Raw genomic sequence first — 12,972 nt, 5'->3', positions numbered from 1 at the left:
AAGGTTTCATACTACAATAAAATTTTTTAGAAATTGTTTGAGAATTGTTTGAGTGCCTGGCACCCGAACAGGCACCGAAACAATTTAGAGCTTTTCGATAAGTCTTTGTAAGTCTTCCTTCGAACGAGGCATCGGCATGCCAACGTCAAATAGCTTTTTGTTTTGTAAGGCGAGTGTTATTTCAAAAACCCAAGGACGTTCAAGATGGGCTTGTTCCAGTAACTTTTCTTGATAGAACAATTCGACAGGATTCCCATCGTAAATGACTTTCCCAGCCTCCATAACAATTATTTGATCCGCCCATTCATAAGCCAAAGCGATATCATGGGTCGCCAATAAAAAAGTTCGGTGCCCATTTTCTAATTTAGCTAAGTAATGTAAAAGTTGTGCAGCATAATAATTGTCTAGTCCAGCAGTCGGTTCATCTAATAGTAATACAGAAGGTTCCATGGCCAGCACACCTGCCATGGCAACACGTTTTTTCTGTCCGACACTTAAAAAATGTATGGGTTTATCAAGTAATGACTCAACCTCTGTTTGTGCTACAGCCCAGGCGATTTTTTCCTCGATTTTTTCTGGAGACCACCCAAGATTTAATGGCCCGAAAGCGATATCTTGCTTTACTGTGCCTGAAAAAAGTTGATTGTCAGCATCTTGAAATACGATGCCGACTTGTTGACGTAATGCTGATAATGCTTTTCTAGAATAGCTAAGCGCTTCGTTGCAAAACGTAATGCTGCCATCGGTCGGTTTTAAAATTCCATTTAGATGCTGAAATAGTGTTGATTTCCCAGCACCATTATGACCTAGTAGGGCGATTTTTTTCCCTTTGGGAATTTGCAATGAAATATCTGTAAGGGCCTCGGTTCCGTCTGCATAGGCATATGATAAATGTTTAAGATCAAAATAAAGCTCTGTCATGAGAAATAACCTCCATATAATACGAGGAATAAAAAAATAAGAACAATTCCAAACCAGTTTTTCTTGCTATAACATACACTGTCTTGCCAATAAACAGATTCGCCACCACGTGCCTGCATCGCATTATTTAGTTCACGACTACGTTGAAACATTTCTGCAAACAATGCTGCAATAAGCATGGAAATCGACCGTAGCCATTGTATAGGCGATTGATAGCCAAGGCGTGATTGTTGAGCAAGATGAATTTTTTGCATGCTATTTAAAAAGATGAAAATAAATCGATACGTTAACTCTACTAATTCTACAAATAAAGCAGGCAGATGCCATTGACGTAAGACGTGACAAATAGATTGGACCGAAGTCGTTAAAATTAAAAAGTATAAACAGCTAATACTGCCTAATACAGAGAAAAAAAGCTGCTGTGCTGTGATCAAGCTTTCATTTCCGATGAAAAAAGTCCAATTACTAAGAGAAAATGCCCAGAAATGTGCTGGAAGGTTACTAGAATTTGGCGCAATTGAAATCAAAATAGATAGTAAACTGGATAGCAGAAAAAATCCTGGTAACAGCAGTAATTTCGCATAATATTGGAAAGGGATTTTTGCGCCTAAAATGATAAAAGCACTCATTACAATAAATGTAATGAGTGAAATAAGTTCATCTCTCACGATAAGCGACAATAGCAGTAACCCCAAGGAAAACGTCATTTTTTCTAACGGATGAACGGACGCTAGTTTATTCATATAAGCATACTTATCAATGAGTAACATCGCTTAACCTTCCTTATGCTTGCCTCGCATATAGCCTACGAAATAGCCAATAAAGCCAGCACCAATCGCGGCTTGTAATACGAATAATAAGCTTTCGATTTCACCACTTGGTGGCTCCCATAAGCTTTCAAACCATGGTTCATATTCTGCATTAATTTCACCGATTGCAGCTTCAGCTTCTCCGTCTGCACCACCGAATTCTGCACCTTTTTGTACAAAAAGAGGGATGATTGCTAGAAGTACAACGACAGCTAGTAGCAGTAAATTCTTTTTCATCCTAATGTGCCTCCTTTGCAGAGAAAACACGTAGTGCCTTTAATTCGCTCACATTGTATTTTTTTAAGAAATTCATAACGATAACTGTTAAAATCCCTTCACTAATTGCTAGAGGGATTTGCGTTAAAGCAAAAATACCTGCAAATTTTGTGAATGAAGCCATAAAGCCTCCTACTTCAGAAGGGAAAGCCAGTGCTAATTGAACTGAAGTGACAACATATGTACCTAAGTCCCCAAGCATCGCTGCAAAAAAGACAGCAATAGAGAATGATAGGCCGATTTTTTGAGAACCTTTAAAGACATAATATGCAATAATTGGTCCTACAATCGCCATTGAGAAAGCATTCGCACCTAAAGTGGTAATACCACCATGCGCTAAAAGTAATGATTGGAATAATAAAACGATTGTTCCAATCACACTCATGGCTAATGGTCCGAAAAGAACTGTACCAAGACCAACACCAGTAGGATGTGAGCAACTTCCTGTTACTGATGGAATTTTCAGTGCCGATAAGACAAATGCAAATGCACCTGATAAGCCTAATATCATTTTCGTTTCAGGATTTTCGTCAATTGTTTTACGAATAGAACGTAATCCTAAAATAATAAATGGAATTGAAATGACCCACCAAAAAATCGCCCATTCAATCGGCAAAAATCCTTCCATGATATGCATAGCAAACGCTCGTTTTGGTACTAGTAAAAAAGCCACTAAGAAATAACTAAGTTTCCAAAAAGAAAATTTCAAAACCTTTCCTCCTCAACAGTAAATTTCGAATGTAGCGTGCGCAATAAAAAAGCACTTCTCCGTTTCGGAAAAAGTGCATAGCTGAAAAAGCAAATCGAATTGTCATTTGCCAAGCCGCACACCTATCCTCGTAGGTTGAAACGATCACGATTTTCTCGGCAGGTCTCCTGGCTTTAGTTCAACATTTTATAGGCCTTCCCGTCCTATGGACAGTGACATTTTCTATAAAATTCCCTAGTACAGTGGCGGGACCGCGCCGGACTTGAACCGGCTTCCCTTTTAAGCGAAATGAATACACTTCGCACCGAAAAAAGATGAAGTTGTGAGTTTTCACGAAGAAGTGTAACATGTTTTTCCAATCAGAAGCTATCCTTTTTTTGTAAAAAGTTTTTGTAAAAAGAATAACAATCTAGAAAATTCAGATAAATGTAAGAAAAAATCGATCAATTTCAATGAAATATTTGTTGAAATTTTATTAAAAATCTAATAAATAAAAAAGAAATGTTGAAAAGTATAAAAATAATAGGCTATGATAGAAACAGTTTTATATTCGTTTTATTAACATTTCATTTCAAAATTTAAATATAAATCCATCATTAAGTGCTCGAAATACTTCGAGATAATAGGGAAATCGGTGTAAACCCGGTACAGCCCCCGCTACTGTAATAGCTGATGAAATCGCAATGCCACTGAAGACTTGGGAAGGCGCGAAAGTAAGAGGAAGCTTAAGTCAGGAAACCTGCTTAATTGATGACATGCAAACTTTTCGGAGGGAGAAGTGAAGCGAGAGCGGATACGTATATATTCGTTTTTATTTTGGCTTCTATAAAACCTTTACTCTTCGATATCGAGTAAAGGTTTTTTTCTTTTTCCTAAAAGAAGAATGAGGGGAGAAAAGCAATGACAACTTGGAATTTAGAGGGCATGAAAACCCATCTTTTTATTTGTAATGGCAGTAGTTGCATGAAAAAAGAGGCTGAGGAAATTACGCTCGCAATTCGAGACGAAATAGAGAAATTAGCACTCGATAAGGAAATACATACGACAAGAACGCGTTGTAATGGCAGATGTAAAGATGCTTGTGTTGTGATCGCGTATCCACAGGGAAATTGGTATCGTGTACCAACAGTTGAGCATGGTAGAACACTTGTACAAGATTTAAACCATGATTCTTTACATAGTGAGCATGTTTTTACACTGACAGAAGGTACGTTGCAACGTACCCCGCAAACAACAGCCATTAAAGGCATCGACAAGGTGAAAGAGGGGTAAAAAATGGCGCAAAAAGGAAAGATTTTTGTTGTAGGCTTTGGACCTGGGGATTTCAAACATATTACGACGCGTGCTGTAGAGGCATTGCAACAAAGTGAATTTATTATCGGGTATAAAACGTATGTGGAGCTCATTCAAGATTTAGTAAGTGCAAAGTCGATTGTTAGTACTGGTATGACTGAAGAAGTGTCACGAGCACAAGAAGCGGTACGTCAAGCGGAGGCCGGAAATATCGTTTCTGTTATTTCGAGTGGTGACTCAGGCGTATACGGGATGGCTGGACTTGTATATGAAGTACTAATTGAGCTTGGTTGGACGGAAGCGACTGGGGTTGAAGTCGAAATAGTACCAGGGATCTCTGCTATTAATTCGTGTGCAAGTTTGCTAGGCGCACCGATTATGCATGATTCTTGCACGATTAGTTTAAGTGATCATTTAACACCTTGGAATTTAATAGCAAAGCGTGTTGAAGCTGCGGCGATGGCTGATTTTGTAATTGCTTTATATAATCCAAAAAGTGGTCGCCGTACACGTCAAATTGTAGAAGCACAACGGATTTTACTAGAATATCGATCACCGGATACACCTGTAGGACTTGTGAAAAGTGCCTACAGAGATCGTCAGGAAATAACGATGACAACTTTAGCAGAGATGCTCGAGCATGATATCGGCATGTTAACTACAGTTATAATTGGAAATTCATCGACATTTTTCTATGACAATAAAATGATTACACCGCGTGGCTATCAGCGCAAATATACACTTGGAGAAGAAAAACAGCCTTTACGACCACATCAGCGTTTAAGAGAAGAAAATGAACCGTGGGCAATGAACCAAGAAACCGGTACTGCACGCCATGACTTTGCTGCAGATCCAAATGCAGGACGTCTGAAAAGTAGTATAGCGATAGCACCTGCGCCTGTATCGGTACCAGAAAAATCATCTTTGGAAATGGCAGCAACTGCACTAGCCATGGTTAAAGGAACAACTGTCACAAAGGCAACAACAAAGATAGTTCAGCAAAAAATGGAGTCGATTTTTGAACTAGCTGTTAGTCCTGGGGTAGCAAATAAATTTTTCACTCCACAGCAAATGATGACGTTAGCTGAAGTTGTGGGAGATGAAGGCACGATGGAATATACACCTGACCATCAAATTCATTTGAAAATCCCAACGACAGACCCAGAAATTATTACTGAAAAGTTAAGAGAAGTAGGCTTTTTACTTGCACCGATTGGCGATGTACTGTCATTAAAGGCTTGTGATTTCTGTTATGGGGAGAAGGCTGATTCAATCCCATATGCAGAGGAAATTCAAGAAAAACTTGGTGGGTTGTCGTTGCCAAAAACGTTAAATATCGGCTTTAATGGCTGTGGCATGGCGTGTTATCGTGCAGTGTTTGACGATATAGGTATTGTCTACCGGAAAAGTAAATTTGATGTTTTTATCGGTGCGAAACCAGTAGGTCGTACAGCACATGCGGCACAGCCGGTCGTAGAGGGACTAGAGCCAGAACAGCTTATTCCGCTTATTACAGACATTATTGAGGAATATAAGGCAAATGCACATCCAAATGAACGCTTATTTAAGTACTTCAAACGGGTGAAAAAAATATTGCATTTTACGTATCAAGATATGTCGTCAAAAATAAAAGTAGAGCCAGCTCCGTGCGGCGACTAGTGAGGAGAGAAAAGATGAAAGCAATTTTATTTGTCGGCCATGGTAGCCGTTTAGCAGCAGGAAATGACGAGGTACGAACGTTTATAGAGCAAATGACACCACGTATCGATGAAAGCTTTTTAGTAGAAACATGTTTTTTAGAATTTGCCTCTCCAAACATTGAAGATGGTATAACGAACTGTGTGAAGAAGGGTGCTACTGAGGTCCATGTAATCCCAATTATTTTACTTCATGCTGGACATTCAAAACTGCACATTCCAGCAGAAATCGAACATGCACGTGAGCATTATCCTAATATTACATTCACGTATGGGCAAACAATCGGTATTCATGATGAAATTTTTGCTATTTTAGAAGACCGCTTAGCAGAAATCGGCTTCAATGCTGAGGAAGAGCGTAAGGATACTGCTATTTTATTAATTGCACGAGGTGGCAGTGACCCAGCAGCTAATGGCGATTTTTATAAAATTACACGTTTGTTATGGGAAAAACTAAACGTTCAGTATGTGGAAAGCGCATTTATGGGTGTGACAGATCCGCGTGTTGAAGAAGGCATTGACCGCTGTGTCAAGCTCGGTGCTAAAAAAATTATTATGCTACCGTACTTTTTATTCACAGGTATTTTAATGGAACGTATGAATGGCATGTGCAAGCAATTTAATGAGCAGTATCCTGACTGTGATATCCAAATCGCTAACTATTTTGGCTACCATGATCGTTTACAAAATGTGTTGTTAAACCGTATTGAACAAGCTGTTAATGGTACATCAACGGGTATGCAGGATTTAGAAAATTATCGTGCTTATGCGGCGGTACATGGACATGCGCATCATCATCACCACCATGACCATGACCATGACCACGACCATGACCATGACCACGACCATGACCATGACCACGACCATGACCATGATCACCATCATGATCATCACCATGACGAGGAGCTAGTAAAATGATTTTCATGTTAGCAGGTACGAGCGATGCAAGGAATCTAGCACTTGAATTGCAGTCAGTGGGCTATGCTATTACGGCTACAGTTGTTACAGATTCAGCCGCTACAAGCCTTACAGAGGTAGGTCTACCACATCTAGTTGGTAGACTTACTGCTCAAGAAATGGCAACAATACTTACAGAACAAGGGTATCGCTTAGTTGTCGATGCCTCACATCCATTTGCAGAGGAAGCTTCTAAAAATGCGATGGCAGCAGCAAAGAGTGCAGGTGTTCCATACATTCGTTATGAACGCGCAAATGAGCATTATGAACACCCTCTTATTACAGTTGTTAAAGATTATGAGGAAGCAGCACAGTTAGCAGCTGAAAAACGAGGCGTGATTATGCTGACAACTGGCAGTAAAACACTTGCAACGTTTACAAAGGTGTTACAAGGCTTAGAAAATACACGTGTTATTGCACGTATGCTTCCTCGCCTTGATAATATGGAAAAATGTGAAGCACTTGGTGTGGCGCAACGAGATATTGTTGCGATTCAAGGTCCCTTTTCAAAAGAATTAAACGAAGCACTATTTCGTCAATACGATGTTACATTGATGATCACAAAAGAAAGTGGCAAGGTCGGCTCAGTCGATGAAAAACTAGACGCAGCACTTGCTTGTGGCATTGAAACGATTTTAATTGCACGACCAAATATTCAATATGGCCAACAATACTCCTCTTTTGAGGAAGTACTACAAGCTGTACAACACATACTTTAGGAGGCAATCCATATGGATTTCAAAACAGATTTTAAACCATTAACAGTAGACCCAGACAAAATTTATGATTATAGTTTCTCAATAATTGCAGAGGAAATGGGCGAACATGATTTTACAGAAGATGAGTGGAAAATTGTACGACGTATTATCCATGCTTCTGCTGACTTCGAATTAGGACGTAGCGTCATTATTACACCAGGAGCAATTGAAGCAGGCATTAAGTCGATTCTTGCAGGTCGTCATGTCATTGCGGATGTACAAATGATTGAAAGTGGTTCAGGCAAAAAACGTTTCCAAAAGCATGGTGGGGATTTACACTGCTATATCGCAGATGAAGACGTTTCTATTGAAGCGAAAAAGCAAAATACAACGCGTGCCATTATTTCAATGCAAAAGGCATCAAAATTACACGAAGGTGGCATTTATGCAATCGGAAATGCACCGACAGCCTTACTAGAGTTAATACGTTTAATTAAAGAAGGTTTAGCAAAACCGGACTTAATTATTGGTATGCCAGTAGGCTTTGTGTCAGCAGCAGAGTCGAAAGAAGAGCTTTTAAAGCTAGAGGGGATTCCTTATATTACAAATGTTGGGCGTAAAGGCGGTAGTACAGTGACGGTTGCTGCTTTAAATGCCGTTTCATTATTAGCGGACGAACAGGCGAAAAAATAATGGAGCGGAAGCCAAAAAAGGATCCTAAAGACATGCGTCACGGTTATACAACGGGAGCCTGTGCAACTGCAGTTACGAAAGCGGCATTACTAGCACTCATAACAAATGAAGAACAAGAAACGAGTACAATTCATTTGCCAATTGGGCGAGATGCAACATTTACAATTGAAAAATGTACGTTTGGAAGCAACGTAGTAAGCTGTGAGACGATTAAGGATGCTGGTGATGATCCAGATGCGACGCACAAAGCCCTTATTATTGGCACGGTGAGTTGGGCTGATACACCGGGGATACATTTAGATGGTGGTATCGGCGTCGGGCGAGTAACAAAGCCCGGCTTACCTGTTGCTGTTGGAGAAGCAGCGATTAACCCTGTACCACGTAAAATGATACATAGTACCGTACAAGATGTGCTAGAAGAGTTTCAAATTAATCGCGGCGTTAATGTTGTTATTTCTGTACCAGAGGGCGAGGAAATTGCAAAAAAAACATTAAATGGACGGCTTGGCATTATTGGCGGCATTTCCATTTTAGGCACAAGGGGAACCGTCGTGCCTTTTTCGAGTTCAGCTTATATGGCAAGTATTGTTCAAGCTATTAGTGTCGCAAGGGCAGCTGGCTGTGAACATGTAGTAGTAACAACAGGTGGGCGTAGTGAAAAGTTTGGGATGGCCCAATATCCTACATTACCTGAGGAAGCGTTTATTGAAATGGGTGATTTTGTAGGCTTTACATTAAAGCATTGTAAACGACTTGGCATTAAGCAAGTATCGCTCGTTGGGATGATGGGGAAATTTTCAAAGGTGGCTCAAGGGGTAATGATGGTGCACTCCAAAAGTGCAGCCATTGATTTTAATTTTTTAGCACAGTTAGCCATTGATATTGGGGCAGATGAAGAAACAGTAGCACAAGTAAGAGAGGCAAATACCGCATCACAAGTTGGTGAAATAATGGCTGAAAAAGGCTATGATGCTTTCTTTCATCGCCTATGCGAGGCGTGCTGTTATTCATCTTTACATCATATTAGAGGGGGCTTGACGGTCTCCACATCGATTTATTCGATGCAGGGACAATTATTAGGAAGGGCTGATGACATTGCATCAATCGATGAAATTGATTGGGATCGGGGATAACGGACAGGAAAGTTTACTACCACAGTATAGACAGTGGATTGAAGAGTGCGAGGTGCTCGTAGGTGGTGAGCGTGTCCTTGATTTTTTCACAAGCTTTACAGGAGAAAAAATAGTCATTAAAGGTGGTCTTTCGACGCTTGTTGAAAAACTTTCCGAAGAAACGCGTAAGACAGTTATTTTAGCATCTGGTGATCCACTATTTTACGGCATCGGGGGCTATTTAGCAAAGAAGCTAAATATCGAAGTATATCCGTATATGAGCTCGATACAGCTTGCGTTTTCAAAAATGGGCGAAAGCTGGCAGGATGCCTATGTAACTAGTATTCACGGGCGACCAATGAAAGGCTTAGCGCAACGTATTGATGGTAAAAAGAAAGTGGCATTACTAACAGATGCAGACAATAATCCAAATGCGCTAGCACGTTATTTAAAGCATTTTGGTATGACAGAATACTGTGCTTTTGTGGCAGAAAATTTACAAGGTATTGATGAAAAATATGGCTGGTACTCTCTTGATGAATTAGAAGAAGCAGAATTTTCATCTCTCAATGTTGTAATCCTACAGCAAACGTCAGCTCCGAAGCGCTATGCACTTGGTATTGATGATGAAGAGTTTTCGCAACGTAAGCCAGACAAAGGACTGATTACGAAAAAGGAAATTCGTGTGTTAAGTTTGCAAGCAATGCAGCTTCAAAAGGACAGCACGGTTTGGGATGTTGGCACATGCACAGGATCCATGGCAATTGAAGCTGGTAAATTGGCACCAGAAGGTCAAGTGTATGCAGTGGAAAAAAATGCTCCTGATTTAGAAAATTGCCTACAGAATCAACAGAAGTTCCGTGTCGATGTAACAGCTATTCATAGTAAAGCGCCTGCAGGACTCGAGCATTTTCCAGACCCAGATGCGATTTTTATCGGCGGAACAGGTGGGGAAATGGTGGAGTTATTACAGCTTTGCTGTGCGCGCTTAAAGCCCAATGGTCGCATTGTCTTAAATGCTGCTACAATTGAAAATTTATATAAGGCAGTTGAGGCGTTTAAAGCTTGCGGCTTTGCAGTAGAAATTTTACAGGCGCAACTTGCACGTAGTAAACCAATTTTAGATATGACTCGCTTTGTCCCATTAAACCCGATATATATTATTTCGGCATATCGAAAGGAAGAAAATCATGAGTAATCTTGGTATTTTATATGGCTTAGGCGTAGGCCCTGGCGATCCAGAATTAATTACAGTAAAGGCATTCCGTGTTATCCAGGAGTCACCAGTTATTGCCTACCCTAAAAAATTAAAGGGTAGCAAAAGCTATGCACATCGCATCGTAGACGTTTACATTAATCCAGAGGAAAAAGATATGCTTGGTCTTGTTTTCCCAATGACGAAGGATGAAGCAGTTTTAGAACGTGAATGGACGAAATCTGTTGAACTTGTTTATAGTAAATTGAAAGAAGGCAAGGATGTTGCATTTGTGACAGAAGGCGATCCCCTTTTATACAGTACTTTTATCCATATGATGAAGCTAATGCAGGACATGCACCCAGACGTAGAGATTCGTACAGTACCTGGCATTTCATCATTCAATGGTTCTGCATCACGTCTAGGTATTGCTCTTGCGGATGGAGATGATCGTGTCGCAATTATTCCAGCACATGATAATTATGATGCAATGCGTGAGGCAATTGAAAGTCATGATGCAGTCGTATTTATAAAAGTAGCAAAGGTTATTGATTTAATGTTAGAAGTTCTGCGTGATTTAGACTTACTTGATAAAGCCTCCGTTGTAACAAAAGTTACATCTGATGAAGAAATTATTTGGGATGTACGTGAACTAGATGGTGTAGATTTAGAATATTTAACGTTAATGGTGGTGCGTAAATAATGAAGAAAATTTATATTGTCGGTGCAGGCCCAGGAGACCCAGATTTAATTACTGTAAAAGGTTTACATATGCTACAAACAGCGGATGTTGTCATGTATACGGATTCGTTAGTCAATGAAGATCTTATTGCAAAGGCAAAGCCAGACGCGGAAGTAATTCGCACGGCCGGCATGCATTTAGAAGAAATGGTTGCAGTCATGGTAGAGCGTGTCAATGCTGGTAAAGTAGTAGCACGTATGCATACAGGCGACCCTGCGATGTATGGTGCAATTATGGAACAAATTGCATTATTGAAGAAGGAAGGGATTGGCTACGAGGTCATTCCAGGCGTTAGCTCGGTTTTTGCTTCAGCGGCAGCAATCGGTGCGGAGTTAACAATTCCCGATTTAACACAAACGCTTATTTTAACTCGTGCAGAAGGGCGTACACCTGTGCCTGAGTTTGAAAAGCTACGTGATCTTGCTAGCCATCATTGTACGATTGCGCTGTTCTTGAGTGCAACATTAACAAAGAAGATCGTCAAAGAATTACAAAGTGCGGGATGGTCTGATGATACGCCAATTGCAGTAATCCAGCGTGCAACTTGGCCCGATCAAAAAATTGTTCGTACGACATTAGTAGAGCTTGATGAGGCGATGCGTGTCAATGGTATACGTAAGCATGCGATGATTTTAGCTGGTTGGGCATTAGACCCGAATATTCATGATAAAGATGAGTACCGTTCAAAATTATATGATGCGACCTTTACACATGGCTTCCGAAAAGGTGTGAAGACAAGTGATTGAATTACAAGAAGGTATACTTCCTGAAGTTGATCAGCGTAATCCTTATGCAGTTGTAGCCATTACGAAGCATGGTGTTCAAATAGGACGCAAACTACAGCAAACATTTGCAACAAGCGATTTATATTATATGAGTAAATTTGAACATGGCGACGAAGATGAAAAGCATATTCAGCTTTTTACAGGTACGGTGCGCTTATTACTACCAACGCTTTTTAAGCAGTATAAAGGATTAATCTTAATTATTTCACTTGGTGCGGTTGTACGCATGATTGCACCAATTTTACAGGATAAGAAGACCGATCCAGGTGTGGTCGTTATTGATGACCGTGGGGAAAATGTGATAAGTGTGCTATCAGGCCATTTAGGTGGAGCAAATGAGCTAACACATGAGGTTGCAGGTGCGCTAGGAGCGAACCCTATTATTACAACAGCTTCTGACGTTCAAAAAACAATTCCTGTTGATTTATTTGGTGCACGTTTTGGCTGGGTTTGGGACAGTGCAGATAAGCTAACACCTGTTAGTGCCTCTGTGGTCAATGAGGAACACGTTGCGATTGTACAGGAGGCTGGGGAACGTGATTGGTGGATGCGTGATACACCAATGCCTGAGCAAATAAAAATTTACCCATCGGCACACGACGTGATTGAAGCGAAACCTCATGCTACGCTGTTCATCACCGACCGTATAATTGAACCCGAGGAAGAAGTGCTGCTAGAGAATGGCGTCATTTATCGACCAAAATCAATTGTACTTGGCATGGGATGTAACCGCGGGACGGCTGTTGAAGAAATTGAACAAGTCATTGATGAAACGTTAGCAGAGCTGAAGCTTTCGAAAAAAAGTGTAAAAGCACTTTGTACTATTGATTTGAAAAAAGATGAACCTTGTTTTATTGAAATAACAAAAAGATATGATTGGGCGTTTGTAACGTATACCCCAGAACAGTTAAATGAAATCAATTTCCCATCACCATCTGAAACGGTTTTTAAATATACAGGGGCATATGGGGTAAGTGAACCAGCTGCTATGCGCTATGCACAGGTAGATTCACTCGTACTACCAAAGAAAAAGTCAGGCAATGCTACGATTTCTGTAGCAAGATTAGTATTTTAAGGAGGGAGCC

14 protein-coding genes and 2 riboswitches are annotated in these 12,972 nt (G+C 40.3%); of the genes, 10 read left to right on the top strand and 4 right to left on the bottom strand.

Translation table 11 applies throughout. The annotated features are described in order from the left end of the window. Positions 1-84: 84 nt before the first annotated feature. From ACIP9C_RS10055 to ACIP9C_RS10040, 4 genes are read right to left on the bottom strand one after another with little or no spacing between them, the layout of a single operon-like run. Positions 85-921 carry an energy-coupling factor ABC transporter ATP-binding protein gene (locus tag ACIP9C_RS10055; RefSeq protein WP_401010186.1) on the bottom strand — a complete coding sequence of 279 codons (837 nt, stop codon included), beginning with the start codon at positions 919-921 and terminating at the stop codon, positions 85-87. Continuing rightward, positions 918-1,691 (bottom strand): cobalt ECF transporter T component CbiQ, encoded by a 774-nt coding sequence (gene cbiQ / locus ACIP9C_RS10050; RefSeq protein ID WP_401010184.1) that lies wholly within the window; start codon positions 1,689-1,691, stop codon positions 918-920. The genes ACIP9C_RS10055 and cbiQ overlap by 4 nt, the downstream gene beginning before the upstream one ends. Positions 1,692-1,694: 3 nt before the next feature. Next, on the bottom strand, positions 1,695-1,967 hold the full coding sequence (locus ACIP9C_RS10045) for an energy-coupling factor ABC transporter substrate-binding protein (RefSeq protein ID WP_173478982.1): 273 nt from the start codon (positions 1,965-1,967) through the stop codon (positions 1,695-1,697). Position 1,968: 1 nt separating this feature from the next. Further along, the gene (locus ACIP9C_RS10040; protein WP_401010182.1) at positions 1,969-2,715 is read right to left on the bottom strand and encodes an energy-coupling factor ABC transporter permease; all 747 of its coding nucleotides are present in this window, start codon (positions 2,713-2,715) and stop codon (positions 1,969-1,971) included. A 140-nt stretch (positions 2,716-2,855) separates the two neighbouring features. Then, positions 2,856-3,039, bottom strand: a riboswitch (cobalamin riboswitch). 257 nt (positions 3,040-3,296) lie between these two features. Further along, positions 3,297-3,476: riboswitch (cobalamin riboswitch) on the top strand. 139 nt (positions 3,477-3,615) lie between these two features. Between ACIP9C_RS10040 and ACIP9C_RS10035 the strand changes: the two genes are divergently transcribed. Genes ACIP9C_RS10035 through ACIP9C_RS09990 form a run of 10 tightly spaced genes read left to right on the top strand, consistent with a single transcriptional unit; the run spans position 3,616 to position 12,962 of the window. Then, on the top strand, positions 3,616-3,987 hold the full coding sequence (locus tag ACIP9C_RS10035; RefSeq protein ID WP_401010180.1) for a (2Fe-2S) ferredoxin domain-containing protein: 372 nt from the start codon (positions 3,616-3,618) through the stop codon (positions 3,985-3,987). 3 nt (positions 3,988-3,990) lie between these two features. Beyond that, entirely contained in the window at positions 3,991-5,667 is a 1,677-nt protein-coding gene (gene cobJ, locus ACIP9C_RS10030; RefSeq protein ID WP_401010178.1) for a precorrin-3B C(17)-methyltransferase, read from the top strand. Positions 5,668-5,681: 14 nt separating this feature from the next. Then, positions 5,682-6,623, top strand: coding sequence for a sirohydrochlorin chelatase (locus ACIP9C_RS10025; protein WP_401010176.1), 942 nt, complete (start codon positions 5,682-5,684; stop codon positions 6,621-6,623). Next, a complete protein-coding gene (cobK, locus tag ACIP9C_RS10020) occupies positions 6,620-7,381 on the top strand; it encodes a precorrin-6A reductase (RefSeq protein ID WP_401010174.1) in 762 nt (253 codons plus the stop codon). The genes ACIP9C_RS10025 and cobK overlap by 4 nt, the downstream gene beginning before the upstream one ends. A 12-nt stretch (positions 7,382-7,393) precedes the next feature. Then, positions 7,394-8,053 carry a precorrin-8X methylmutase gene (locus ACIP9C_RS10015; RefSeq protein ID WP_173478976.1) on the top strand — a complete coding sequence of 220 codons (660 nt, stop codon included), beginning with the start codon at positions 7,394-7,396 and terminating at the stop codon, positions 8,051-8,053. After that, positions 8,053-9,186, top strand: a complete 1,134-nt coding sequence (locus tag ACIP9C_RS10010; RefSeq protein WP_401010172.1) for a cobalt-precorrin-5B (C(1))-methyltransferase — start codon at positions 8,053-8,055, stop codon at positions 9,184-9,186. The genes ACIP9C_RS10015 and ACIP9C_RS10010 overlap by 1 nt, the downstream gene beginning before the upstream one ends. Continuing rightward, a complete protein-coding gene (cbiE, locus tag ACIP9C_RS10005; RefSeq protein WP_401010170.1) occupies positions 9,143-10,363 on the top strand; it encodes a precorrin-6y C5,15-methyltransferase (decarboxylating) subunit CbiE in 1,221 nt (406 codons plus the stop codon). The genes ACIP9C_RS10010 and cbiE overlap by 44 nt, the downstream gene beginning before the upstream one ends. After that, positions 10,356-11,063 (top strand): precorrin-2 C(20)-methyltransferase, encoded by a 708-nt coding sequence (gene cobI / locus ACIP9C_RS10000; RefSeq protein ID WP_401010168.1) that lies wholly within the window; start codon positions 10,356-10,358, stop codon positions 11,061-11,063. Before cbiE ends, cobI begins: the two co-directional genes overlap by 8 nt. Then, positions 11,063-11,848 carry a precorrin-4 C(11)-methyltransferase gene (cobM, locus tag ACIP9C_RS09995; RefSeq protein ID WP_401010166.1) on the top strand — a complete coding sequence of 262 codons (786 nt, stop codon included), beginning with the start codon at positions 11,063-11,065 and terminating at the stop codon, positions 11,846-11,848. Before cobI ends, cobM begins: the two co-directional genes overlap by 1 nt. Beyond that, entirely contained in the window at positions 11,841-12,962 is a 1,122-nt protein-coding gene (locus ACIP9C_RS09990) for a cobalt-precorrin 5A hydrolase (protein WP_401010164.1), read from the top strand. Before cobM ends, ACIP9C_RS09990 begins: the two co-directional genes overlap by 8 nt. Positions 12,963-12,972: the final 10 nt, after the last annotated feature.

Origin of the sequence: Lysinibacillus sp. NPDC093210 (assembly GCF_044753985.1) — a bacterium.
Lineage (GTDB): Bacteria > Bacillota > Bacilli > Bacillales_A > Planococcaceae > Lysinibacillus.
This window is presented reverse-complemented; position numbering and strand designations above follow the sequence as displayed.